We start from the raw sequence: 24,874 nt of genomic DNA on the forward strand, positions 1-24,874 counted from the left end.
GCCTAGCCCTTCATCAAATTAACGTCTTCAACCGCGATCGAACCGCGGTTGCGGTAATACACCACCAGCACGGCCAGGCCGATCGCCGCTTCCGCAGCCGCCACCGTCAACACCAGCAGCGCAAACACCTGGCCGACGATGTCGCCGAGGAAGGTCGAGAACGCCACCAGGTTGATGTTGACCGCGAGCAGGATCAGCTCGATCGACATCAGGATGACGATGATGTTCTTGCGGTTGAGGAAGATGCCGAGGATCCCGAGCGTGAACAGGATCGCGCCGACCGAGAGGTAATGTCCGAGCCCGATCGTCATTTCACCCACTCCGCCGCGTCCGCGTCCTGCAGGCCCTGGCCCGAGGCCACCTTGCGCACGCTCATCGCAAGCTCCGGCGTCCGCGCATTCTGCACATTGATGTCCTGCCGCTTGACCATCACCTTGTGGCGCAGCGTCAGCACGATGGCACCGATCATCGCGACCAAGAGCACCATGCCGGCGAGCTGGAAGTAGTGGATGTACTTCGTATACAGCACGAGCCCGAGCGCTTCGGTGTTGCTGATATTGTTCGGGATCGCCGCCGTGATGTTCTTGGTCACGGACGGATTGATCGCCCAGCCGCCGACCACCAGCAGAAGCTCGAACACGAAGATGCCGCCGATCACGAGCCCGATCGGCAAATACTGCATGAAGCCCTCGCGCAGCTCGACGAAGTCGACATCGAGCATCATGATCACGAACAGGAACAGCACCGCGACCGCGCCGACATAGACCACGATCAGCATCATCCCGAGGAATTCGGCGCCCATCAGGATGAACAGGCCCGAGGCGTTGACGAAGGCCAGGATCAGATACAGCACGGAGTGCACGGGATTGCGCGAGACAATCACCATCACCGCCGACGCCACGCAGACGCCGGCAAACAGATAAAAGAACAGCGCGGCGATCATGCCCTCACCTCACCGGTACGGCGCGTCGAGTTCGATCGATTTCGCAATCTCACGCTCCCAACGGTCGCCATTGGCGAGCAATTTCGCCTTGTCATAATAGAGTTCCTCGCGGGTCTCGGTCGCGAATTCGAAATTCGGTCCCTCGACGATGGCATCGACCGGGCAGGCTTCCTGGCACAGGCCGCAGTAGATGCATTTCACCATGTCGATGTCGTAACGCACGGTACGGCGGGTGCCGTCGTTGCGGCGCGGGCCGGCCTCGATCGTGATCGCTTGCGCCGGGCATATCGCCTCGCACAGCTTGCAGGCGATGCAGCGCTCTTCGCCGTTCGGATAGCGGCGCAGCGCATGTTCGCCGCGGAAGCGCGGTGAGATCGGGCCTTTTTCGAACGGATAGTTCAGCGTCGGCTTCGGCTTGAAGAAATAGCGCATGGCGAGGAAGAACGCCGATACGAACTCGGTCAGGAGAAGCGAGCGGGCGGTTGCGTTGATATTGATACTCATAGCGACCTCATTTCGGCGCGAGCCCCGCGAATTGGAGGACCCCGGCGACGATCACCACCATCGCCAGCGACAGCGGCAGGAACACCTTCCAGCCAAGCCGCATCAGTTGATCGTAGCGGTAGCGCGGCACGATCGCCTTCGCCATCGCGAACATGAAGAACATGAAGAACACTTTCAGCGCGAACCAGATGATCCCGGGCACCCAGGTGAACGGTGCATAGGGAACCGGCGGCAGCCAGCCGCCCAGGAACATGATCGTCGCCAGCGCACACATCGTGGTGATCGCGACATATTCGCCGAGCATGAACAGCAGATACGGCGTCGAGCCGTATTCGGTCATGAAGCCGGCGACCAGTTCGGATTCCGCTTCCACCAGGTCGAACGGCGGGCGGTTGGTCTCGGCCAGCGCCGAAACGTAGAAGATGATGAACATCGGAAACAGCGGCAGCCAGTACCAGCCGAGCAGTCCGAATCTGGTGTTTTGCGCCTGCACTACGTCGGTCAGGTTCAGCGAGCCGACGCACAGCAGCACCGTGATGATCACGAACCCGATCGAGACTTCGTAGGACACCATCTGCGCCGCGGAACGAAGCGCGGCGAGGAACGGATATTTCGAGTTCGACGACCAGCCGGCCATGATGATGCCGTAGATCGACAGCGACGAGATCGCGAAGATGTAGAGCACGCCGACATTGATGTTGGAGATCACCCAGCCGAAATCCATCGGGATCACGGCCCAGGCGGCCAGCGCGAGCACGCAACTGACCAGCGGCGCGAGCAGGAACACGCCCTTGTTGGAGCCGGAGGGAATCACCGGCTCCTTCAGCACGAACTTCAAAAGGTCGGCGAAGGATTGCAGCAGGCCGAACGGGCCGACGACGTTGGGACCCCTGCGGATCTGCACCGCCGCCCAGATCTTGCGGTCGGCGAGCAGGATGTAAGCGATCGCGATCAGCAGCACGACCAGCAGCAGCAGGCTCTGCGCGACCATGATGATCAGCGGCCAGAGGAAACCGGTCCAGAACGCGCTTGCGAAGAATTCAGCCATCAGGTCACGCTCACTCCGCTGCCGTCAGCATTTGCCCGGACGCCAGGCGGGAACATTCCGCCATCACCGCCGACGCGCGCGCGATCGGGTTGGTCAGGTAGAAATCCTCGACCGAAGTCTTGAACGGCGTCTTGTCGACGCTGCCGCCCTTGCCAGCCAGCACCTTGACGTCATCGGCCTTGCCGGGCTCGATCTGGTCGATGCGCATCAGATGCGGCACGGCCTTGAAGAGCGCCTGGCGCAGCGCCTGCAAGGAGTCATACGGCAGCTTCTTGCCCAGCACATCCGACAGCGCGCGGATGATCGCCCAGTCCTCGCGCGCTTCACCCGGCGGGAACGCGGCGCGATTGGCCATCTGCGCCCTGCCCTCGGTGTTGACGTAGATGCCGGATTTTTCGGTATAGGCCGCGCCCGGCAAAATGACGTCGGCGCGATGCGCGCCGCGATCGCCATGGGTGCCGATATAGACCACGAAGGTCCCGTCCGGCACCTTGACGTCATCGGCCCCGAGCAGGAACAGCACATCGAGCGTGCCGAAGGTCGTCATCTGCGCCAGGTTCAAGCTATCTGTGCCGGCCGCAAAGCCGATGTCGAACGCGCCCACGCGCGAAGCCGTGTCGTGCAACACGCCAAAGCCGTTCCAGCCGTCCTTCAGCGCGCCGCAATTCACCGCAAGCTTGGCCGCGAGCGCCAGCACGGCCGCGCCGTCGTGGCGCGCCAGCGCACCGGCGCCGACCAGCACGATCGGGTTCTTGGCACCCTTGAGCACCTCGGCGAACGAATGCTTGCCCGAGGCGACATCGCTCAGCGACTCCGTGCCGGCACCGAGATAGTCGTATTCATAGGTGAGGTCGGCCTTGGCGCCGATCACGCCGACCTTGAGCTTGCCCGTGCGCCAGCGCTTGCGGATGCGCGCGTTGAGGACGGCGGCTTCCTTGCGCGGGTTCGAGCCCACGATCAGCAGCGCGTCGGCCTGCTCGATTCCGGCAATGGTCGGATTGAAGATGTAGGACGCGCGGCCAATCCTGGGATCGAAGGCGCCGCCGCCCTGCACCGCAAGGTTGGCCGAGCCGCACTTCGAAAGCAGCTCCTTCAGCGCGAACATCTCTTCGACCGCGGCAAGATCGCCCGCGATCGCCCCGATCCGTTTGCCGTCGATGCGGCCGGCCTTGGCAGCAATCGCCGCAAACGCCTCAGCCCATGACGCGGCGCGGAGCTGGCCATTCTGGCGAATATAGGGCCGGTCGAGCCGCTGCGTGCGCAGGCCGTCGACGACGTGACGGGTCTTGTCGGAAATCCATTCCTCGTTCACGGCCTCGTTGATGCGCGGCAGAATCCGCATCACCTCGCGGCCGCGGGTATCGACCCGGATCGCCGAGCCGACGCCGTCCATCACGTCGACTGACTGGGTCTTGCCGAGCTCCCAGGGCCGCGCCGCAAAGGCATACGGCTTCGAGGTCAGCGCGCCGACCGGGCAGATGTCGACGAGATTGCCCTGCAGTTCGGAGGTCAGCGCCGATTCGAGATAGGTCGTGATCTCCATGTCCTCGCCGCGGCCGGTCGCGCCCATTTCCGGCGCGCCGCAGACTTCGGCGGAGAAGCGCACGCAACGCGTGCACTGGATGCAGCGGTTCATCGAGGTCTTGACCAGCGCGCCCAGATATTTGTCTTCGACCGCCCGTTTGTTCTCGGCAAAGCGCGAGGTGTCGACGCCGTAGCCCATCGCCTGGTCCTGCAGGTCGCACTCGCCGCCCTGGTCGCAGATCGGGCAATCCAAGGGATGGTTGATCAGCAGGAATTCCATCACGCCTTCGCGCGCCTTCTTCACCATCGGCGAACGCGTCGAGATTTCCGGCGGCTCGCCCTTGGGACCCGGACGGCAATCGCGCACGCCCCAGGCGCAGCTGGCCACCGGCTTGGGGCCACCCTTCACCTCGACGAGGCACATCCGGCAATTGCCCGCGATCGACAGCCGCTCGTGGTAGCAGAAGCGCGGAATTTCGGCGCCCGCGGCCTCGCACGCCTGCAGCAGCGTGTATTCCGCAGGGACATCGATCTCTTTGCCATCGACGATGAGTTTGGTCATAGGCTCAAGTCTTCCTCAACTTGCAGTCCGGAGCGGTGACGCCCGCCTTCTGGAGTTCTGTAGCGATCCACCGCTGCGTTACGCCGCTGTAGGTCGTCAGATACACCGGCTCGGTCGCCATCTTTTCGCACAGAAACGGCAGATGCCCCTTCAGGTCGTAATCGCAGGTCGCCTGCCATTCGCGCTTGTGCTCGAACGATCCGACCGTCTCCTCGCAGGCGTACAGGAAATAGGAAACGAAGGTCTCGTACTGGACCAGGTCGGTGGCCGGTCCCGCCTTGAGGCGATCGAGATCGGGTTTGGCGTATTGCGGATTCCTGAATTCGAGATCGTTATACGCCTGATAAGTCTGCCGCGCGCCCGCTTCGTGGGCGTTCTTGCCGATCACGTTGATCTGAATCAGAATCGCAACAAAGCCGAGCAATGCCACGACCGCCTGCGCGATCTGGCCTGCCGATCCGTATTTCTGCCACCAGAAAACGCTGGCTTGCGACATCGACATCACTCCGCCGCGACCATGTGCGCGGGATCGAGAATGCCGGCGTCATCAACATCAGCTTTGTGCGAATACTGGTCGATGCGTTCCTCGATCTCATGACGGAAATGCGCGATCAGGCCCTGGATCGGCCACGCCGCGGCATCGCCCAGCGCGCAGATGGTGTGGCCTTCTACCTGTTTTGTCACCTCGAGCAGCATGTCGATTTCGCGCTTGTGGGCGCGGCCGTCGGCCATGCGCGTCAACACCCGCCACATCCAGCCCGTGCCTTCGCGGCACGGCGTGCACTGGCCGCAGCTCTCGTGCTTATAGAAATAGGAGATGCGCGCGATCGCCCGGATCAAATCGGTCGATTTGTCCATCACGATCACCGCGGCGGTGCCGAGGCCGGAGCGCAGCTTGCCGAGGCTGTCGAAATCCATCGGCGTATCGATGATCTGTTCGGCCGGCACCATGCGCACCGACGAGCCGCCGGGGATCACCGCCTTGAGATTGTCCCAGCCGCCGCGAATGCCGCCGCAATGGCGATCGATCAGTTCGCGGAACGGAATCCCCATCGCCTCTTCGACGTTGCAGGGCCGCTCGACATGGCCGGAAATACAAAACAGTTTGGTGCCGACATTATTGGGCCGGCCGATCGCGGCGAACCAGGCCGCGCCGCGGCGCAGGATATCGGGCGCCACCGCGATCGACTCGACGTTGTTGACGGTGGTCGGGCAGCCGTAGAGGCCGACATTGGCCGGGAATGGCGGCTTCAGCCGGGGCTGGCCCTTCTTGCCTTCGAGGCTTTCCAGCAGCGCGGTCTCTTCGCCGCAGATATAGGCGCCGGCGCCGTGCGCGACATAGATGTCGAACGGCCAGCCATTGAGATTGTTCTTGCCGACCAGCTTGGCGTCATAGGCCTGATCGATCGCGGCCTGCAGATGCTCGCGCTCCCGGATGAACTCGCCGCGCACATAGATGTAGCAGGCATGCGCGTTCATCGCGAAGCTCGCGAGCAAACAGCCTTCGACCAACAGATGCGGATCGTGCCGCATGATCTCGCGGTCCTTGCAGGTGCCGGGCTCGGACTCGTCGGCATTGACGACGAGATAGCTCGGCCGCCCGTCGGTGGATTCCTTGGGCATGAACGACCATTTCAGCCCGGTCGGAAAACCCGCCCCGCCGCGCCCGCGCAGGCCGGAGGCTTTCATCTCGTTGATGATCCAGTCGCGGCCCTTGTCGATGATCGATTTGGTGCCGTCCCAGGCGCCGCGGCGGCGTGCACCCTCAAGGCCCCAATCGTGCAGGCCGTAAAGATTCTTGAAGATGCGATCCTTGTCGTCGAGCATGATCAAAACTTCCCGGAATCAACGTTTGGACTGGGAGTAAGCGAGCCCCGCGGCGCACCCGCCGAAGGTCAGCGCCCACAACAAGGCGGATTCAAGCGAAGCGTTCAGCCCGTAGCGCTGCAGCAGAAAAATGAACGTGGCCGCGGCCACGGCATGAAGGGCCATCAACTGCCAAGTCTTCAAACCCTTCATCGCAGCGGCCCTCCCCGGCCCGCGCGCCCGCAAGGTGCGATCGTGCGTCATGTGGTTTCCTTCAGCGTCGTCGGGCCGCCCACCGGCGCCGAGAACTGGCGGTCGATCTGCGGGCCCGGCTTCGGCGGGTTGCCGGAGGCAAAGCCGTCCAGCACCTTGCCGAAGCTTTCCTTGTTCAGGTCCTCGTAGGTATCCTTCCAGATCAGCACCATAGGCGCGTTCACGCAGGCGCCGAGGCACTCGACCTCTTCCCAGCTAAAATTGCCGTCCTTGGACAGATGGAAGGGATCGTGATGGATGCGGCTCTGGCACACCTTGATGATGTCTTCCGCGCCGCGCAGGCGGCACGGCGTAGTGCCGCAGACCTGGACATGGGCTTTCTTGCCGACCGGCTGCAGCTGGAACATGGTGTAGAAGGTCGCCACCTCCAGCACGCGGATGTAGGGCATATCCAGGAGATCGGCGACGGCGCGGATCGCGGCTTCCGAAACCCAGCCCTCATGCTGCTCCTGCACGCGCCACAAGATCGCGATCACCGCCGATGCCTGGCGTCCGGGCGGATATTTCTCGATCTGCTTTTTCGCCCAAACGAGATTCTCGTCGGAGAACGTAAAGCTGGCGGGCTGCAGTTCCTTTGGTGCGAGGCGGCGGACGGACATCGTTCAGTCTCTCATTGCGCGCGGGGCTGCGGCTTTCGCATTGAGCGCGTTGATCCGGTCGAGCCAGAATGCGCTTGCGGTGCCGAACACGTTGTAGCCGACGTGGGTTGAAACCTTGATGCGATCGAGAATGGAAAGGTCGGTCACGGTTTCAAGGCGATTGCTGCGCGGATCGAACACGATCAGCTTCAGCGGAGTCTGGTCGAGGATATAGCGCGACACGGTATGCTGGGGATCGTTGCCGTGCTCCTCGCACAGGATCACACTGTCGCCCCGCAGCAGCCGCTCGCCGCCTTTCATGGCTTCGATCTCGACGCCTTCGACGTCGAGCTTGATCAGAAATTTTCCGCCGATCGCGATCTTGCCGTCATCGATCAGATTGTCGAGCGCGATGACCGGCACTTCCTCGCCGCCGGTCTGGTCGCCGGCGATGCTGAACGCTTCATGCTTGGTGCCGGACAGCCGCGCGGTGCCGCGCGCCGCGCCGATCGCGCATTTCATCGCTTCAAAGCGGTTGCCGTTGAGTCTCGCGTTGTTGGCAAGCTTCGGGAAATTCTGGCCCGACGGCTCGATCGCGATCGCCTTGTGCGCGCCGAACGGCTTGCTCGACACCAGCACCGACCAGTAGCCGTAATTGGCGCCGCAATCGAGCAGCGTGTAGTCGACGTCGATGGATTCCCGGAACAGCAGTTCGAGTTCGTCTTCATAGGCGAACGAGCGGTTGAGCAGCTTGCTCCAGTAGCCGTCGCCATAGGGAAACGCGAAGGTCGCGTCCGAATTGAGCCTGATGTCGATGTCGCGCTCGGGCAGCGTCCGGCGCAACAGATTGGCGCACATGTTGTACCCGCGGTGCGAAAAGTTCGACGATATTTTCGACCCCAAGGTCAGCGCAACCGCAGCCAGCCGCTCCCACGGGTTCGCGCCTTCAAGCGCACCCGAAGCCCGGTCAAACTGGATTGGCGGCTGCGCCATCACCGATCGACCTCTCCGAACACGATGTCGAGCGAGCCGAGGATGGCGGAGACGTCGGCGAGCAGATGGCCGCGGCAGATGAAGTCCATCGCCTGCAGATGGGCAAAGCCCGGCGCGCGGATCTTGCACTTGTAGGGCTTGTTCGTGCCGTCGGCGACCAGATAGACGCCGAACTCGCCCTTCGGCGCCTCGACCGCGGCATAGACTTCGCCCGCCGGCACGCGGACGCCTTCGGTGTAGAGCTTGAAGTGATGGATCAGCGCTTCCATCGAACGCTTCATCTCGCTGCGGCGCGGCGGCGCGATCTTGTTGTCCTCGACGACGACCGGCCCCTGCCCATCCGGCGCCCGCAGCTTGGCGATGCACTGCTTCATGATTCGCACCGACTGGCGCATCTCTTCCATGCGGATGCAGTAGCGGTCGTAGCAGTCGCCGTTCTTGCCGATCGGAATGTCGAAATCCATTTCGGCATAACATTCGTAAGGCTGCGACTTGCGCAAATCCCAGGCCGCTCCGGAGCCGCGCACCATCACGCCGGAAAAACCCCACTCCCAGGCCTGCTTCAGGCTGACCACGCCGATATCGACGTTGCGCTGCTTGAAGATGCGGTTGCCCGTAAGCAGCGTTTCGAGGTCGGCGACGACCTGCAGGAACGGATCGCACCAGGCGTCGATATCGTCGATCAGTTTCGGCGGCAAATCCTGATGCACACCGCCGAGGCGGAAATAGGCGGCATGCATGCGCGAGCCCGAAGCGCGCTCGTAGAACACCATCAGCTTCTCGCGCTCTTCAAAACCCCACAGCGGCGGGGTCAGCGCGCCGACGTCCATCGCCTGCGTGGTGACGTTGAGCAGATGCGACAGGATGCGGCCGATCTCGCAATAGAGCACGCGGATCAACTGGCCGCGGCGCGGCACCGTGATGCCGAGCAGCTTTTCCGCCGCCAGACAAAACGCATGCTCCTGGTTCATCGGCGCGACATAATCGAGCCGGTCGAAATACGGGATCGCCTGCAGATAGGTCTTCTGCTCGATCAGCTTTTCGGTGCCGCGATGAAGCAAGCCGATGTGCGGATCGACGCGCGCGACGACTTCGCCGTCGAGCTCGAGCACAAGGCGAAGCACGCCATGGGCTGCGGGGTGTTGCGGTCCAAAGTTGATCGTAAAATTGCGAAGATTTTGCTCGTTCATGGTCAGGCCTTCGGCTCCGCCTTCTCGTCGCCGGGCAGCGGATAGTCAGCGCCTTCCCATGGCGAGAGGAAATCGAACTTGCGGAATTCCTGGTTGAGACGGACGGGCTCGTACAGCACCCGCTTCTCCTGGTCGTCGTAGCGCACCTCGACGAAGCCGGTGAGCGGGAAATCCTTGCGCAGGGGATGGCCGTCGAAGCCGTAATCAGTCAACAGGCGCCGCATGTCCGGATGACCGGTGAAAATTACGCCATAGAGGTCGTAACACTCGCGCTCGAACCAGTCGGCACCGGGAAACTCCTCGATGATCGAAGGCACTTGCGTGGCCTCGTCAGCCTCGGCGCGCACGCGGATGCGCTCGTTCAGCGTCGGGGACAGGAAGTGATAGATCACGTCGAAGCGCTTTTCGCGGCCGGGATAATCCACCGCCGTAACATCGATGATGCTGACGAAACGGCACGAGGGATCGTCGCGCAGGAATTTGACGACCTCGACGATCTTTTCGGCCTTCACCGCGACCGTGAGCTGATTGAACGCGACCGCATGTTCAAGCGCCGCACCGAGAAGCGCGCTAACAATCGTCTGCCCCAAGGCGTCGAGCTTGCCGTCGTCCATGACCTGAAACCTTAGCGTTCGATGGTGCCGATGCGCCGGATCTTCTTCTGCAGCAGCAATATGCCGTAGAGCAGCGCTTCCGCCGTCGGCGGGCAGCCGGGCACGTAGATGTCGATCGGCACGATCCGGTCGCAACCGCGCACGACCGAGTAGGAATAGTGATAGTAGCCGCCGCCATTGGCGCACGAGCCCATCGAGATCACGTAGCGCGGCTCCGGCATCTGGTCGTAGACCTTGCGCAGCGCCGGCGCCATCTTGTTGGTCAGCGTGCCCGCCACGATCATGACGTCGGACTGCCGGGGCGAAGCGCGCGGTGCAAAGCCGAAGCGCTCGACGTCGTAGCGCGGCATCGAGACCTGCATCATCTCGACCGCGCAGCAGGCGAGACCGAACGTCATCCACATCAACGAACCGGTGCGCGCCCAGGTGATCAGATCGTCGGTTGCCGCGACGAAGAAGCCCTTGTCCGAAAGCTCGTGGTTGACCTCGAGGAAGTACGGGTCATTGGCGCCGACCGGTCTGCCGGTGGAGGGATCGATAATGCCGGTCGCGGCCGGTGCGATCACCGGCGAAGACCCGTGCGATACGGCGGTGGGGCTCAATCCCATTCGAGCGCGCCTTTCTTCCATTCGTAAGCAAAACCAACCGTGAGGACCGCGAGGAACACCATCATCGACCAAAAGCCGGTGGCGCCGAGTTTGCCGAACGCCACCGCCCACGGGAACAGGAACGCCACCTCGAGATCGAAGATGATGAAGAGGATCGCCACCAGATAGAAGCGGACGTCGAACTTCATGCGGGCGTCGTCGAAAGCGTTGAATCCGCATTCATAGGCGGAGAGTTTTTCCGGATCCGGCTGCTGGAACGCGACGAGGAACGGGGCGATCAGGAGCGCCAGACCGATCAGGCTTGCCACCCCGATAAACACCACAAGTGGAAGGTAATTCTGCAGGATGCCGTTCATCGGCCGGACCTTTTCCTGCGGTTTCGGACTGCCGCAGATTCGCTGATTGGAATTATTCTTGTGGCTTAGCGCAGCGCAACAGAGGGCGCAAGACAAGCTATTTTTACGGTCTGACCGGCACTATCGCGCCGGGGACAACTAAGGAAAGCAACGCATTCCGACCGCCACCCAACCTGCGTTTGGCCCGCGTTTCGCGGCCGTCCCTCGCGCAATCCGCCCGCTCGAATCCCCGCCCGTTCGCCGCGCATTTGGGCGGCGCCAATCACCAGGAGAAGGTACAGCGTCGCAGGTCTGGCTTCCGCGACTTGCATGCTGAGGCCAGATTCAGAACCACGATCGGTGCTGGCGTGACGGCATCCTGGTCGGCCGGCGCCTCGGGCCGTCTCTGCGATGGCGCAGACCGTCGCCACGAGTGGACGCCGGGCCTCTGCGATCATCCTGTGACCGGGACCAGCTCCGGCGCCGGCGGTGTCGGCACGGCCGTTCCGGCCTGTGTGCCCTACATCACAGAAAACCCGGCGAAAACGGTCCAAAAACCGCCCGAACGAAACCATTTCCCGGAATCGACGAAACCATCCCGAAACAGACCGGGCGTACACCTCTCTCCATCAGATGGCGCATAGACGCCTCGGAGGCATCACATGAACCACTCAATTCACTCAGCGGACCGCAGCACCCACCTGAAGATCGTGGTCGTCGCACTCGTGGCTGGTATCGCGGTGGCTGCTTTCGGTATCTCGGCACGCACCAACTCGGAATTCACCCAGACAGCCCAGACCCAGGTCATGAAGGCCGGCAAGCCGGTGGTCATCACCAGCTCGCAGAGCTCGACGGTCCGCTAAGGGGTTTTGTTCTCAGCACCGGCAAGACGGCCGCCTTCGGGCGGCTTTTTTGTTGCCGGCACGGCAAAGCGCGATCGGGTTCCGGTCGTCTGACGATAGAGAAATGGAAACTGCGCTATGCCATCAAGAAATGGCGCGAGAGACGGGACTCGAACCCGCGGCCTCCGCCGTGACAGGGCGGCGCTCTAACCAACTGAGCTACTCCCGCGGATGCGTAATCACGTCTTGATCCGCGCAGAAGCGAGGACTTAAAGGCCCTCCCGGTTTTAGTCAAGGACGTTGCGAATCTCCCCGTCAAATGGGCGTTTTTGCGATGCCGATGCAAATAACGGCCTATTTGCAGGCAAAACAGCGTAGGCACCCATCGCCCGAATCGTTTAAGGCCTGATACGTCTAGGTTTCCGTAAAGCCATTCACCACCGAGGAGGGCCGAATATGGCGAAGAAAGCAGCGACTCCAGCCACGATCACGCTGAAGCACCTGGCGGCGGCGATCGCCGAGGACCAGGAATTGTCCAAGAAGCAGGCTGAGTCGATTCTGAGCGACATGGTCGCCATGATCACCAAGCACCTCAAGAAGGGCGAGCGCATCCGCATCGTCGGTCTCGGCATCCTGCAGGTCCGCAAGCGCGCCGCCCGCATGGGCCGCAACCCCGCCACCGGCGAAGCGATCCAGATCAAGGCCAGCAAGAAGGTTGCCTTCCGCGCCGCCAAGGAACTCAAGGAAGCCGTCTAAGCAACGCGCCATCCAAACCGAATTCAAGCGCCGTTCCGGGGCCCGGAATGGCGCTTTTGTTTTGGCATCGCCTTCGCCGCGAATTCTGCCGCTTGAGGACGTTCGATGATCCGCTCGGTTGCAGGTTGGTTGTGTGCCGGGCTCGGCTGCCTGTTCGGGCTCGCATTTTATGAGCGCTACTGGCGCTGGCGGGATTGCTTCAACGAGCTTGGCCGCTGCTATGATCCGACATCGCAGCAAGTATTGCTCGAACAAGCCGGCATCGCCTGGGGCAGCCTCACCGTTATTTGTTTCGCCGTTGCGGTGGTCTTGCTGGTGCGGACACGCCGACGCTAGATCGAGATGAATTCGAGCGCTACGATGCAGCCATGACAACAATCCGATTCAGCCACACCGTCACCGAACGCTTCCTGCGCTATGTCGTGATCGACACCCAGTCCGATCCGGCCTCACCAACCTGCCCGTCCACCGAAAAGCAGAAAGACCTCGGCCGCGTGCTCGCCGCCGAACTGAAGGCGATGGGGCTCTCAGACGCCCATCTCGACGAACACGGCTATGTCTACGCCACCATCCCGGCCAACACCGACAAGAAGGTGCCGGTGATCTGCTTCTGCTCGCACATGGACACCTCGCCGGATTGCTCCGGCAAGGACGTCAAGCCGCAGATCGTGCGCCATTACCGCGGCGGCGACATCGTGCTGCCGGCAGATCCAATGCAGGTGATTCGGCCCGCCGATCATCCCGCGCTGGTCGACCAGATCGGCAACGATATCATCACGTCAGACGGCACCACGTTATTGGGCGCCGACAACAAGGCCGGTCTCGCCGAGATCATGGATGCGGCGCAGTTCCTGATCGACAATCCGCAAATCAAGCACGGCGCCATCAAGATCCTGTTCACGCCGGACGAAGAGATCGGCCGCGGCGTCGACAAGGTGGACTTGAAAAAGCTCGGCGCCGACTTCGCCTACACGATGGACGGCGAGACCGCGGGCAATATCGAGGACGAGACGTTCTCCGCCGATGGCGCCACCATCACCATCGAGGGCGTCAGCACCCATCCCGGCTTTGCCAAGGGCAAGATGGAGCACGCGATCAAGATCGCGGCCGCCATCGTCGACCGCCTGCCGAAAGAAACCTGCTCGCCGGAAACCACCGAAGGCAAGCAAGGCTTTTTGCATCCGATCGGGATTTCCGGCGCACTGGAGAAAGCCACCATCGGCTTCATCGTGCGCGATTTCACCGACGACGGCCTGAAAGAAAAGGAAGCGCTGCTGGAGGGCATCGTCAGGGACGTGATGAAGGACTATCCGCGCTCGACCTGGCGGATGGAGGTCAAGCCTCAGTACCGCAACATGAAGCAGGTGATCGACCGCCACCCCGAGATCGTCGACTACGCGATCGAGGCGATCCGCCGCGCCGGCTTGACGCCGGTGCGCTCATCGATCCGCGGCGGCACCGACGGCTCGCGGCTGTCGTTCATGGGGCTGCCCTGCCCCAACATCTTTGCCGGCGAGCACGCATTCCACTCGCGGCTGGAATGGGTCAGCGTTCAGGACATGGAGAAGGCCGTGCAGACCATCGTCCATCTGGCGATGATTTGGGAAGAGAAGGCGTAGGCCCCGCGGGGGGCCGGACACAAAACCGCGAAAACAACCCCATGCAAAGAAAGGAACCTATTGATTCCACTTGCCTTTTTTGACGCCCGAATCGGTATCCCCCGAGCCTAGTGCAAGGGTAGGCTTCGCCGGAAAACGCCCTATCCGGCCTTCGCAGTCACGATCCAGACTGAGCCCGGGAGCAGCACTGAATCACCTTTGGCGAACGGCGTCAGCGCTTCGCGGATCGACTTGGCCGCGGCAACGCGAAGCTCCTCCGGCTGGCCATCCAGCGCGCGGCTCACCGGGCCGATTTCGAAAGCGCCCTGCACCGCGGCATCAACTCCGCGACCCATCGCAGCGTCCAGCAACAGCGGACAGGCTTCCATTTCAATCCCGGTGAAGCCGGCTTCGCCCAGGATGTGCCGCACGCGCGCCTGCGAGGCGAACGCAAACGGGCCAGGATCCTCCGGCCCCTGCTGCGGCAGTTTTGGCACGTGCTTGTAGGCGGCCTGCAGCGGCGCCATGAAGAACGGATTTTCGCGCGGCTCGCGCCAGCAGGCGAACGCCAGCCGGCCGGTGGGCCGCAGCGCTTTGCGCATATTGGCAAACGACGCCACCGGATCGGCAAAGAACATCACGCCGAACCGCGAGGCCAGCAGGTCAAAACTGGCGGGCTCGAACGGATAGACGGTGGCATCCGCCAGCGCGAACTCGATCAGCAAATCCTTTGGCGCAGTGGCCCGCGCCCGCGCCAGCATCGGGCCTGATATGTCGATGCCGAGCACATGGCCGGTCGGCATAACCCGTTGCGCAAACGCGATCGACGTGACGCCGCTGCCGCAGCCGACATCGATGACCCGCTCGCCCGGCTGCGGGCTCGCGCGATCGATCAGAAGATCGGCGACCGGCCCGAGCACCACATCCTGCTCCGCCTGCCGCGCCGCCCAGCGTTCTCCGGCGGGGCCGTTCCAATAGGCGATCTGGTCGGCGTTTTGTTCGTGGCCGGTGGGGATGTTCATGGGGAACACTTTCTTTGTTCGTTGCCTATTGCCGACTATGATCCGGAGAACTTCATCAATTTGCCTTCACTAAAAACACTTCGCCTAACAACGACGAGTTGGACCACGGCACTTGCTTGCTCTTGGTTGCTGCAACCACGTCTGAACGCACTCGCGTGAGCATCTGCTGAACTTCGAGACCCGGCGTTGAAATGTGGCGACCCAAGGCGGTGGAAAATGGACTATTTGTGCCCTCCCCGTCTGACGCGACCTGACCCGGGGCCGTAGCGAAAGCGAGTAAGGTTCCCGCGCCTAATGCAGCGCCAGCACCCAATCCTGACGGGGCCGCCAGACCAGAAACCCGCGAAAACCCACGACCGCCGGCCCCTTTTTGCTCGGAGAGCATGGGATTATTTCTACACGCGTCCAATATGATAATGTTGGTCCGTATCTGATCGTCCAACCCGGAAAGAATAAAATCAACATCGACCATCGACGTTGAAGCATCTTTGTCGTTGTTGATTTCAAAATCGATAGGCACCAAATAGTTCTTTCCGTTCACTTGCATACCATGGCCCGCATAAAACACGACCGCCACATTTGCCGACGGGGCGTCGGCAAGAAACTCGCCGAATATCTTCCTCATCGTTGACTGATCTAGATTGACTCCGTCAGTCACCTCGAAACCGATATCACGCAAGGCTTGTGAAATCTTCGTCGCGTCGTTGGACGGATTCGCTAGGTGGCCCGCGTGTTTATATGCACTATTGCCGATGACCAGTGCGATTCTGCGATTGCGCTTCTGAGGGTCGGCTAACTCGGTTCGCCCGGACGAAGCATCAATAACGTCTAAACGGGCTTGGGCCATTCGCTGATAGCGCTTCAAAAACACGCCGCCTTGCTTTTGGGACAAAGCGGATCGATAGGCTTCAGCGGCCTTGGCTGCATTGCCCTGCGCTTCTAGGACAAGGCCGCGATTAGCAAAGGCATCTATATAGGTTGGATTCAGTCGGATCGCTTCGTCGAAATCTTTCGAGGCACTATCCATATCGCCCTTCACTCTCCAAGCGACACCCCTATTAAGGTAAGCGTTAGGAGCGTTGGGACTTTCAAAAACCACCGAACTTAGAAGAGCGATTGCTTCGTCAATACGGCCCATCTCGCGCAGAATGCTGCTTTTGTTTACCTGATACATGCCGTTCTTCGGATCGAGCGACAGTGCCGCTTCTAAGTCAACGATGGCATGATCGAATTGCTTCATTCCAATATAAGCCAAGGCCCGAGTATTAAGAGCCTTCGCATCTTTCGGATCCTTCTCTAAGAGTAGCTTCGTGCCTTGAACCACCACGTCGTACTCTTCCAAAACGTTGAAAGCACTGAGACGTTCGTAAACCGGCGCAGTATTTTTGGGATCGAGCTTTATGGCCGATCCGTAATCATCAATGGCTTTCCGATACTCGTGCATCGCAAAGTAAGAGCCCGCACGCTGGTAGTATAAATCAGAAACCTGATCGCTATACTTTATTGCGGTAGAAAATTCCTCAATGGCGCGCTGATACTCGGCCTGCTCTTTCCAAATGTAACCTCTGTAGTGGTAGGGAGTGTAACTCTTTGGCATCAATCTTATTGCTGTGCTCGTGTCGGCTAGAGCTCGATCGTACTGTTTGAGACCTTTTAGGCTGTCCGCCCTATTCAAATGATACGGGCCGTTATTCGGCTCTAACCTGATGGCTTCATCCAAGTCGGCTAAGGCGCGCTCATACTCGCGCAAGATCAGCAACTGAGCGGCCCGCTTGTCGTAGAGTTCCGCTTTGGGTGCGATCTTTATCGCCGCAGAATAATCTTCAACGGCTTTCTTTGGGTCTCCCTTCCGCGCCCATACAGACCCGCGCCAGTCGTACGATTGGAACCAGGACTGGCCCGCCGCGATAGCTCGATCAAAATCCTTCAATGCGGCGTCAAGATCACCCTTCCTAGTTAAATGAAGCCCTCGCCAATGATATATATTTCTCGTGTTGATTTTATCGGTCGCGAGCTTGGTAATCCTGTTGCATGCAGCCAGCGCAACATCCACGTCAATATTCGCATTGGAGCAGGTTCGGGCGTCGTTCGCGAATGCTGGGGTGAAGGTGAGGGTCGCGATTCCAATCAAAAAAGCGGCTAGCAGCGCCTTCATTTGTAATCCCTGAACCGAAAATGGAACCAACGAGAACAGACTGACAAATGACCGCCGTCGTTCCGCTGGCGTAATGGCTTGAACGCAAAGTAATGCTTTTATTGGTAGGCGGCGACGGATTCGAACCGCCGACCCTCTCGGTGTAAACGAGATGCTCTAACCAGCTGAGCTAGCCGCCCTTATGCGGCCTGTTTAGCCCTCCGCCCCCCTTCGGTGCAAGGGTCGGGTATCCCCGCACGGAAACCCTAGTCGCCCGGCCGTCCGGGCAATCCCTCCAGGTCGTGGATCCAGGGCGCCGCCGACCGGCACCAGATCTGCCGCGCCGGCTTCAGCTGATCCCGCTGGCGGATGCTGCCCCAGCGGATGCCCCAATCGTCCGGGCCACCGTCGCCGCTGGTGAACAGCTGGGAACCGCATTCCGGACAGAAGTGCTGAAACCGGGTTTGGCCATTGTCGCCGGTCTTGGCGTAGATTTTCGCTGGTTCGCCCGTCACCCGGACATCCTCCGCGGCGCAGATAACGGTGACCCGATATGGTGAGCCGGTCAGGGTCTGGCAGTCGGTGCAGTGACAAACCGACACGTCAGCAGGATCGATCTCGGCCTGATACCTGACCCGCCCGCAATGGCATTGCCCGTCGATTTTCATCGGCGTTCAACGCCGCCCGCCGGGCCGGGTTCACGACGAGTTGCAACGCGCCCACAAAAAACGGCGCCCGAAGGCGCCGTTCTATCATTTCAGGGACGGACAATCAGTGGGCCGTCAGGCCGCCAGCCGCTTCATCCGATGCGTCCGGCTTAACGGCCACCTTGGTGTCCTCTTCCCAGACGATCGGCACCGGCGCGCGCACCAGCGCCCTGGAGACGACGTCGTCGAGCCGGGCGACCGGAATGATGTCCATACCGCCCTTGATCGCATCGGAAATCTCCGTGAGATCCTTGGCGTTGTCCTCGGGGATCAGCACCGTCTTGATGCCGCCGCGGGCCGCGGCCAGCAGCTTCTCCTTCAGGCCGCCGATCGGCAGCACCCTGCCGCGCAGCGTGATCTCGCCGGTCATGGCGACATCGTGCCGGACCGGAATGCCGGTCATGACCGAGATGATGGCGGTCGCCATCGCGACACCCGCCGACGGTCCGTCCTTCGGGGTTGCTCCCTCGGGAACGTGGACGTGGATGTCACGCCGGTCGAACAGCGGCGGCTCGATGCCGTAGACGATCGCCCGCGAGCGGACATAGGACGCCGCAGCCGAGATCGACTCCTTCATGACGTCACGCAGATTGCCCGTCACCGTCATCTTGCCCTTGCCGGGCATCATGACGCCTTCGATGGTGAGCAGTTCGCCGCCGACATCGGTCCAGGCCAGGCCCGTCACGATGCCGACCTGAGGCTCGCTCTCGATCTCGCCGTAGCGGTACTTCGGCACACCCAGGAATTCCTCGAGGGACTTCTCGGTGACCTTGACCGACTTCTTCTTGGACATCATCAGCTCCTTCACCGCCTTGCGGGCGAGTGTGGAGAGCTCACGCTCCAGATTACGTACGCCCGCTTCGCGGGTGTAGCGGCGGATCATCAGGAGCAGCGCATCGTCTTCGATCGACCATTCCTTGGAATCGAGGCCATGCTTGGCGATGGCGTTCGGGATCAGGTGCTTGCGCGCGATCTCGACCTTCTCGTTCTCGGTGTAGCCGGCGATCCGGATGATCTCCATGCGGTCCATCAGCGGGCCCGGAATATTGAGCGTATTCGCGGTCGTGATGAACATCACGTTCGACAGATCGTAGTCGACCTCCAGATAGTGGTCGGCGAAGGTGCCGTTCTGCTCGGGGTCCAGCACCTCGAGCAGCGCCGACGACGGATCGCCGCGGAAATCGGCGCCCATCTTGTCGATCTCGTCCAGCAGGAACAGCGGGTTCGATGTCTTCGCCTTGCGCATCGACTGGATGATCTTGCCGGGCATCGAGCCGATATAGGTGCGGCGGTGACCGCGGATCTCGGCCTCGTCGCGCACGCCGCCGAGCGACACGCGCACGAACTCGCGGCCCGTCGCCCTCGCGATCGACTTGCCGAGCGAGGTCTTGCCGACGCCGGGAGGTCCGACCAGGCACAGGATCGGTCCGGTCAGCTTGTTGGCGCGCGACTGCACGGCGAGATACTCGACGATGCGGTCCTTGACCTTCTCAAGCCCGTAATGGTCGCTGTCCAGCACTTCCTGCGCGGCCACGAGGTCCTTCTTAACCTTGGACTTCTTGTTCCACGGGATCGACAGCAGCCAGTCGAGATAGTTGCGCACGACGGTCGCTTCCGCGGACATCGGCGACATCTGGCGCAGCTTCTTCAATTCGTGCTGCGCCTTCTCGCGCGCTTCCTTGGAAAGCTTGGTCTTGGCAATCTTCTCTTCCAGATCGGCCAGCTCGTCGCGACCTTCGTCGTCGCCGAGCTCCTTCTGGATCGCCTTCATCTGCTCGTTGAGGTAATACTCGCGCTGGGTCTTCTCCATCTGGCGCTTGACGCGCGAGCGGATGCGCTTCTCGACCTGCAGCACCGAGATCTCGCTCTCCATCAGGCCCAGCACCTTCTCCAGGCGCTGCGTGACGGACAACGTCTCCAGGATGCCCTGGCGATCGGCGATCTTGACGGCGAGATGCTGGGCGACCTGATCGCTCAGCTTGGCAAAATCAGTGATCGCCTGGACCACGCCGACGACTTCGGCGGAGATCTTCTTGTTCAGCTTCACATAGCTTTCGAAGTCGGACACCACCGAACGCGCCAGGGCTTCGGCCTCGACGGAGGTCGCATCGGTGTCGGCGAGCGCAACCGCGCTTGCTTCATAATATTCGCTGCGGTCGGAATATTTCTCGACGCGTGCGCGCTCCAAGCCTTCGACCAGCACCTTCACGGTACCGTCGGGCAATTTGAGCAGCTGCAGGACGCTGGCGAGGGTGCCGACTTCGTAGATCGAGTCCGGGCTCGGATCATCGTCGGACGCGTTCTTCTGCGTCGCGAGCAGGATCAGTGCGTCGTTCTTCATGACCTCTTCGAGCGCGCGGATCGATTTCTCGCGGCCGACGAACAGAGGCACGATCATGTGCGGGAATACGACGATGTCGCGGAGCGGCAGCACCGGATAAGAGTGGCTTTCGCCGTGGACGATGGATGGCCGGGGTTTGGCTGACGTCATGGCCTAATTCCTTTTGTTGTGCCCCCTTGCACGCAGTCCGCCTGTTGTGCGCAACCGCCACAAGGTGCCGGGAGGTTCCGGGGCTGCAAGCCACCTGCGCAGCCCGCTCGTCCGGATCGTTTGGCGACGAATCTCAAATGCGATCATCGCCACCGAGAGCATTAGGTGGCTATCGGGTATGGGGGTGTCAAGTCACGAAAAATGCCCGCTAAATCGGGCTAAACGCGAAAGATGAATACGCCGCCACGGCCGCCGGAGTGTCCCGGCAGCCGTCTTGTTCGGGACAGAAATGCATCCCGACCAGAGCCTCGATCAGGCGCTGGCGCTGCTCTCGACGGCGCGGTCGGAACGGTCCGCGTAGATGTAGAGCGGACGGGCGGTTCCTTCGACCACTTCGCGCGAGATCACGACCTCTTCGACACCTTCCAGACCCGGAAGATCGAACATGGTCTCGAGCAGGATGCTTTCGAGGATCGAACGCAGTCCGCGCGCGCCGGTCTTGCGCTCGATCGCCTTGCGGGCGACCGCGCCAAGCGCCTCGTCGGCGAAGGTGAGTTCGATATTCTCCATCTCGAACAGCCGCTGGTACTGCTTGACCAGCGCGTTCTTCGGATCGGTCAGGATCTTCTTCAGCGAAGCTTCGTCGAGATCTTCCAGGGTCGCGACCACAGGCAAGCGGCCGACGAACTCCGGGATCAGGCCGTACTTCAACAGATCTTCCGGCTCGACGTGGCGGAAGATCTCGCCGGTGCGGCGGTCTTCCGGCGCCAGCACCTGCGCTGCGAAACCGATCGAGGTCGAACGGCCGCGCGCGGAGATGATCTTCTCCAGCCCCGAGAAGGCGCCGCCGCAGATGAACAGGATGTTGGTGGTGTCGACCTGCAGGAACTCCTGCTGCGGATGCTTGCGGCCGCCCTGCGGAGGCACGGAGGCAACGGTGCCTTCCATGATCTTCAGCAACGCCTGCTGCACGCCCTCGCCCGACACGTCGCGGGTGATCGACGGGTTGTCGGACTTGCGGCTGATCTTGTCGATTTCGTCGATATAGACGATGCCACGCTGCGCGCGCTCGACGTTGTAGTCGGCCGACTGCAGCAGCTTCAGGATGATGTTCTCGACGTCCTCACCGACATAACCGGCTTCGGTCAGCGTGGTCGCATCCGCCATCGTGAACGGCACGTCGAGAATCCGCGCCAGCGTCTGCGCCAGCAGCGTCTTGCCCGAACCGGTCGGACCGATCAGCAGGATGTTCGACTTCGCAAGCTCGACGTCGTTGTGCTTGGTCTGGTGATTAAGCCGCTTGTAGTGATTGTGGACGGCGACCGAGAGCACCTTCTTGGCGTGGCTCTGGCCGATCACGTAGTCGTCCAGCACCTTGCAGATTTCCTTCGGCGTCGGAATGCCGTCGCGCGACTTCACCAGCGAGGACTTGTTCTCCTCACGGATGATGTCCATGCACAGTTCAACGCATTCGTCGCAGATGAATACGGTGGGTCCCGCGATCAGTTTGCGGACCTCATGCTGGCTCTTGCCACAGAACGAGCAATACAGCGTGTTCTTGGAGTCGCTCGTGCCGACCTTACTCATTCTTCTCTCCGTCCGCCGTTCGATCCAGTCACTCGATCGACCCATTCCGGTACCAAGCCGGACCTGAAAGTAGATAGAGCAAATTCCGTACCAAAAAAGACCTTAACTCAAATACGCGCCATGCGAATCACGGTTTACTCGAATCCCCGCGATCCTGCCCGATCTCTTACAGCCAACCATGCTGACACCCGACTATCAAGAATTCGCTAACCGGGCGCGGAGCGGACACCGTGACAATACCGTGATTTTCGGCTTTCGCACGGGGAGAAGTTGCCGAAATCACCCAAGCGTTGCGCGATTACCACGCCGCCAAACCAGCACGAAAGCGGAACTTTCTGCCTATGCGCGGGCATAGGTAGCCACTTGGGGCCGAATTTGCCGATTGAGCCCGCCTGTCAAGGTCAACGCGTGGGTACCTCCACCCGTTACCTTACGGGATCTTGGTGATCGACGGTTCTTCCGGACGCTTGTCCATCACCTTGTCGACAATACCGAAGTCCCTGGCCATGTCGGCGGTCAGGAACTTGTCGCGCTCCAGCGCTTCCTCGATCGCCTTGTAGGTCTGGCCGGTGTGCTTCACATAGATCTCGTTGAGCCGCTTCTTGAGATTCAGGATCTCCTGCGCGTGCAGCATGATGTCGGTGGCCTGGCCCTGGAAGCCGCCGGAGGGTTGATGCACCATGATGCGCGAATTCGGCAGCGAGAAGCGCATGTCCTTGTGGCCGGCCGCCAGCAAGAGCGATCCCATCGATGCCGCCTGCCCGGTGCACAGCGTCGTCACCGGCGGGCGGATGAACTGCATGGTGTCGTAGATCGCCAGTCCCGATGTCACCACGCCGCCGGGCGAGTTGATGTACATCGAGATTTCCTTTTTCGGATTCTCGGCTTCCAGGAACAGCAGCTGAGCGACGACCAGCGTCGACATACCGTCTTCGACCGGACCGGTCAGGAAGATGATGCGTTCCTTCAGAAGCCGCGAGAAAATGTCGTAGGCGCGTTCACCGCGGTTGGTCTGTTCGACCACCATCGGAACAAGGTTCATGTAGGTTTCAACGGGATCGCGCATTAGTCACCCAAAGGTTAGCGGGGAACATCCATCGGCAACAGGCTGATTTGCCAGGGTGGACGAACGTCCCGTGATGCAGGATTTCAAAGACAACTCACAAAAGACATCTCACAGATATGAGCCAATTTCCCGGCCACAAGGCCCGGCGACTGCGAGCGGCGTTAGACAAGTTCAAACTGATTCGCAGGTGAACTCATAGCGACGGATACCGTCGCCATGTCGCTTTCGCCGTTCATCATTAATGTCAGGTGCCGGGATTAAGCGGCAGTTTTCTCAGCGTCCTCGTCCTTGAACAGCTCCTCGCGCGAAACCTTCTTTTCGGTCACGTTGGCGAGTTCGAGAATGAAATCGACCACCTTGTCTTCATAAATCGGCGCACGAAGCTGGGCCAGCGCATTGGCATTGTTGCGATAGTAGTCCCAGACTTCCTTCTCGCGGCCCGGCATCGAACGCGCCCGCTCGATCACGGCGCGGCTGACCTCGTCGTCGGTGACGCTGATCTTGTTCTTCTCGCCGATCTCCGACAACACGAGGCCGAGCCGGACCCTTCGGTCGGCGATCTTCTGGTACTCTTCCTTGGCGGCGTCCTCGGTGGTGTTCTCGTCGGCAAAGGTCTTGCCGCTCGATTCCATCTCGGCCTTGATCGAGTTCCACATCAGGTTGAACTCTTCCGCGATCAGCGACGGCGGTGCCTCGAATTTGTGGGTCTCGTCGAGACGATCGAGCAGCGCGCGCTTGACGCGCTGGCGCGTCGCACCGGCAAATTCAGTGACCAGCCGTTCGCGCGCGGCTTCCTTCAGCTTGTCGAGCGATTCGAGGCCGAGCGTCTTGGCGAACTCGTCATCAATGGTCGTCTCGCCGGGCGCTTCGACCGCGGTTGCGGTGGTTTCGAACTCGGCCGGCTGGCCGGCGAGCTTTTCGCTGGCGTAGTTCTTCGGGAAGGCGACCTTCAGGTTACGGGTTTCGCCCACGCCGATACCGATCAGCTGCTCTTCGAAGCCCGGAATGAACTGGCCGGTGCCGATCACGACCTGGATGCCCTCGCCGGTGCCGCCCTCGAACGGCACACCGTCGATGCGGCCGGTGAAGTTGATGGTGACGCGATCGCCGTTCTCGGCCTTGGCGCCTTCGCTCTTGGCGTTATAGGGGCGGCTCTGGTCGGCGATGCGCTTGATGGCGTCGTCGACATCGCTGTCGGACACGTCGACGACCGGCTTCTCGACGGTAAAGCTCTTGAAGTCGGCGAGCTGGATCGTCGGCACCACCTCGATCGCTACCGTGTAGGTGAGATCGGTCTTCCCCGCGAGAAGTTCCTCGACCTCTTTTTCCTCGGTCGGCATCGTGATCTTCGGCTCGGTCGCGAGGCGGAAGCCGCGATCGGTGAATATCTGCGTGTTGGTGTCGCGGATGGTCTGGTCGATGGTCTCGGCCATAACCGAACGGCCATAGACCTTCTTCAGATGGCTGACCGGCACCTTGCCGGGACGGAAGCCGTTGAGCTTAACCTTGTCCTTGAGGTCGACCAGCTTGGCGTCCGCCTTGGCATCGAGATCCGATGCGGGAACGCTGATCTTGAACTCGTGCTTCAATCCCTCGACGAGGGTTTCGGTGACCTGCATGGCGTCAATCTTCTTCCGTTTCGTCGGGCCTGATGGCCCTGACATTGTCCATTGGGTCGACGCGCGGCAAGCAA

At 61.2% G+C, this 24,874-nt stretch carries 25 protein-coding genes and 2 tRNA genes; 4 read left to right on the forward strand and 23 right to left on the reverse strand.

Features of this window, described 5'->3' with window-relative positions; genetic code table 11:
• Window positions 1-2: 2 nt before the first annotated feature.
• Genes nuoK through ACSQ84_RS19625 form a run of 14 tightly spaced genes read right to left on the reverse strand, consistent with a single transcriptional unit; the run spans window position 3 to window position 10,999 of the window.
• Window positions 3-311: an NADH-quinone oxidoreductase subunit NuoK gene (gene nuoK / locus ACSQ84_RS19560; RefSeq protein ID WP_074276494.1), complete on the reverse strand. Its 309-nt coding sequence runs from the start codon at window positions 309-311 to the stop codon at window positions 3-5.
• Window positions 308-943, reverse strand: coding sequence for an NADH-quinone oxidoreductase subunit J (locus tag ACSQ84_RS19565; RefSeq protein ID WP_436213351.1), 636 nt, complete (start codon window positions 941-943; stop codon window positions 308-310). The genes nuoK and ACSQ84_RS19565 overlap by 4 nt, the downstream gene beginning before the upstream one ends.
• Window positions 944-952: 9 nt before the next feature.
• Window positions 953-1,441 (reverse strand): NADH-quinone oxidoreductase subunit NuoI, encoded by a 489-nt coding sequence (gene nuoI / locus ACSQ84_RS19570; RefSeq protein WP_212263767.1) that lies wholly within the window; start codon window positions 1,439-1,441, stop codon window positions 953-955.
• A 13-nt stretch (window positions 1,442-1,454) separates the two neighbouring features.
• Window positions 1,455-2,495: an NADH-quinone oxidoreductase subunit NuoH gene (gene nuoH / locus ACSQ84_RS19575; RefSeq protein WP_436213352.1), complete on the reverse strand. Its 1,041-nt coding sequence runs from the start codon at window positions 2,493-2,495 to the stop codon at window positions 1,455-1,457.
• A 10-nt stretch (window positions 2,496-2,505) separates the two neighbouring features.
• Window positions 2,506-4,581: an NADH-quinone oxidoreductase subunit NuoG gene (gene nuoG, locus ACSQ84_RS19580; protein WP_436213353.1), complete on the reverse strand. Its 2,076-nt coding sequence runs from the start codon at window positions 4,579-4,581 to the stop codon at window positions 2,506-2,508.
• Window positions 4,582-4,585: 4 nt separating this feature from the next.
• The gene (locus ACSQ84_RS19585; protein ID WP_436213354.1) at window positions 4,586-5,077 is read right to left on the reverse strand and encodes a hypothetical protein; all 492 of its coding nucleotides are present in this window, start codon (window positions 5,075-5,077) and stop codon (window positions 4,586-4,588) included.
• Between the two features lie 5 nt (window positions 5,078-5,082).
• Window positions 5,083-6,408, reverse strand: coding sequence for an NADH-quinone oxidoreductase subunit NuoF (nuoF, locus tag ACSQ84_RS19590; protein ID WP_436213355.1), 1,326 nt, complete (start codon window positions 6,406-6,408; stop codon window positions 5,083-5,085).
• 18 nt (window positions 6,409-6,426) lie between these two features.
• The gene (locus ACSQ84_RS19595) at window positions 6,427-6,651 is read right to left on the reverse strand and encodes a hypothetical protein (protein ID WP_436213668.1); all 225 of its coding nucleotides are present in this window, start codon (window positions 6,649-6,651) and stop codon (window positions 6,427-6,429) included.
• Window positions 6,648-7,259, reverse strand: coding sequence for an NADH-quinone oxidoreductase subunit NuoE (gene nuoE / locus ACSQ84_RS19600; RefSeq protein ID WP_436213356.1), 612 nt, complete (start codon window positions 7,257-7,259; stop codon window positions 6,648-6,650). Before nuoE ends, ACSQ84_RS19595 begins: the two co-directional genes overlap by 4 nt.
• Before the next feature lie 3 nt (window positions 7,260-7,262).
• Window positions 7,263-8,231 carry an FkbM family methyltransferase gene (locus tag ACSQ84_RS19605; protein ID WP_436213357.1) on the reverse strand — a complete coding sequence of 323 codons (969 nt, stop codon included), beginning with the start codon at window positions 8,229-8,231 and terminating at the stop codon, window positions 7,263-7,265.
• Entirely contained in the window at window positions 8,231-9,421 is a 1,191-nt protein-coding gene (locus ACSQ84_RS19610; protein ID WP_436213358.1) for an NADH-quinone oxidoreductase subunit D, read from the reverse strand. The genes ACSQ84_RS19605 and ACSQ84_RS19610 overlap by 1 nt, the downstream gene beginning before the upstream one ends.
• 2 nt (window positions 9,422-9,423) lie before the next feature.
• Window positions 9,424-10,035: an NADH-quinone oxidoreductase subunit C gene (locus ACSQ84_RS19615; RefSeq protein ID WP_436213359.1), complete on the reverse strand. Its 612-nt coding sequence runs from the start codon at window positions 10,033-10,035 to the stop codon at window positions 9,424-9,426.
• Between the two features lie 11 nt (window positions 10,036-10,046).
• Window positions 10,047-10,643, reverse strand: a complete 597-nt coding sequence (locus ACSQ84_RS19620) for a NuoB/complex I 20 kDa subunit family protein (RefSeq protein ID WP_436213360.1) — start codon at window positions 10,641-10,643, stop codon at window positions 10,047-10,049.
• The gene (locus ACSQ84_RS19625) at window positions 10,634-10,999 is read right to left on the reverse strand and encodes an NADH-quinone oxidoreductase subunit A (protein ID WP_213250440.1); all 366 of its coding nucleotides are present in this window, start codon (window positions 10,997-10,999) and stop codon (window positions 10,634-10,636) included. Before ACSQ84_RS19625 ends, ACSQ84_RS19620 begins: the two co-directional genes overlap by 10 nt.
• A 641-nt stretch (window positions 11,000-11,640) precedes the next feature.
• Here ACSQ84_RS19625 and ACSQ84_RS19630 point away from each other — a divergent pair.
• Window positions 11,641-11,841, forward strand: a complete 201-nt coding sequence (locus tag ACSQ84_RS19630; protein ID WP_436213361.1) for a hypothetical protein — start codon at window positions 11,641-11,643, stop codon at window positions 11,839-11,841.
• A 131-nt stretch (window positions 11,842-11,972) separates the two neighbouring features.
• Here the strand turns inward: ACSQ84_RS19630 and ACSQ84_RS19635 are convergent.
• Window positions 11,973-12,049: transfer RNA gene (locus tag ACSQ84_RS19635), tRNA-Asp, on the reverse strand.
• 227 nt (window positions 12,050-12,276) lie between these two features.
• Here ACSQ84_RS19635 and ACSQ84_RS19640 point away from each other — a divergent pair.
• The 3 genes from ACSQ84_RS19640 (at window position 12,277) to pepT (ending at window position 14,195) form a co-directional block, all read left to right on the forward strand.
• Window positions 12,277-12,576 carry an HU family DNA-binding protein gene (locus tag ACSQ84_RS19640; protein WP_436213362.1) on the forward strand — a complete coding sequence of 100 codons (300 nt, stop codon included), beginning with the start codon at window positions 12,277-12,279 and terminating at the stop codon, window positions 12,574-12,576.
• Window positions 12,577-12,681: 105 nt separating this feature from the next.
• Window positions 12,682-12,912 carry a hypothetical protein gene (locus tag ACSQ84_RS19645; RefSeq protein ID WP_436213363.1) on the forward strand — a complete coding sequence of 77 codons (231 nt, stop codon included), beginning with the start codon at window positions 12,682-12,684 and terminating at the stop codon, window positions 12,910-12,912.
• Between the two features lie 32 nt (window positions 12,913-12,944).
• Complete coding sequence (gene pepT / locus ACSQ84_RS19650) at window positions 12,945-14,195, forward strand: peptidase T (protein WP_436213364.1); 1,251 nt, start codon at window positions 12,945-12,947, stop codon at window positions 14,193-14,195.
• A 140-nt stretch (window positions 14,196-14,335) separates the two neighbouring features.
• Here pepT and ACSQ84_RS19655 read toward each other — a convergent pair whose 3' ends face one another.
• From ACSQ84_RS19655 to tig, 8 genes are all read right to left on the reverse strand, one after another.
• Window positions 14,336-15,196, reverse strand: a complete 861-nt coding sequence (locus ACSQ84_RS19655) for a class I SAM-dependent methyltransferase (RefSeq protein WP_436213365.1) — start codon at window positions 15,194-15,196, stop codon at window positions 14,336-14,338.
• A gap of 55 nt (window positions 15,197-15,251) precedes the next feature.
• Complete coding sequence (locus ACSQ84_RS19660) at window positions 15,252-17,351, reverse strand: tetratricopeptide repeat protein (RefSeq protein ID WP_436213366.1); 2,100 nt, start codon at window positions 17,349-17,351, stop codon at window positions 15,252-15,254.
• A 102-nt stretch (window positions 17,352-17,453) separates the two neighbouring features.
• A tRNA-Val gene (locus tag ACSQ84_RS19665) sits at window positions 17,454-17,530 on the reverse strand.
• 66 nt (window positions 17,531-17,596) lie between these two features.
• Window positions 17,597-17,998, reverse strand: coding sequence for a GFA family protein (locus tag ACSQ84_RS19670; protein ID WP_436213367.1), 402 nt, complete (start codon window positions 17,996-17,998; stop codon window positions 17,597-17,599).
• A gap of 103 nt (window positions 17,999-18,101) precedes the next feature.
• Complete coding sequence (lon, locus tag ACSQ84_RS19675) at window positions 18,102-20,528, reverse strand: endopeptidase La (protein WP_436213368.1); 2,427 nt, start codon at window positions 20,526-20,528, stop codon at window positions 18,102-18,104.
• 312 nt (window positions 20,529-20,840) lie between these two features.
• Window positions 20,841-22,115 carry an ATP-dependent Clp protease ATP-binding subunit ClpX gene (gene clpX / locus ACSQ84_RS19680; RefSeq protein ID WP_027537232.1) on the reverse strand — a complete coding sequence of 425 codons (1,275 nt, stop codon included), beginning with the start codon at window positions 22,113-22,115 and terminating at the stop codon, window positions 20,841-20,843.
• A gap of 430 nt (window positions 22,116-22,545) precedes the next feature.
• Entirely contained in the window at window positions 22,546-23,181 is a 636-nt protein-coding gene (locus ACSQ84_RS19685; RefSeq protein WP_436213369.1) for an ATP-dependent Clp protease proteolytic subunit, read from the reverse strand.
• Between the two features lie 257 nt (window positions 23,182-23,438).
• Window positions 23,439-24,800, reverse strand: coding sequence for a trigger factor (tig, locus tag ACSQ84_RS19690; protein ID WP_436213370.1), 1,362 nt, complete (start codon window positions 24,798-24,800; stop codon window positions 23,439-23,441).
• Window positions 24,801-24,874: the final 74 nt, after the last annotated feature.

Origin of the sequence: Bradyrhizobium sp. LjRoot220, from assembly GCF_964252915.1 — a bacterium.
Taxonomy (GTDB): Bacteria; Pseudomonadota; Alphaproteobacteria; order Rhizobiales; family Xanthobacteraceae; genus Bradyrhizobium.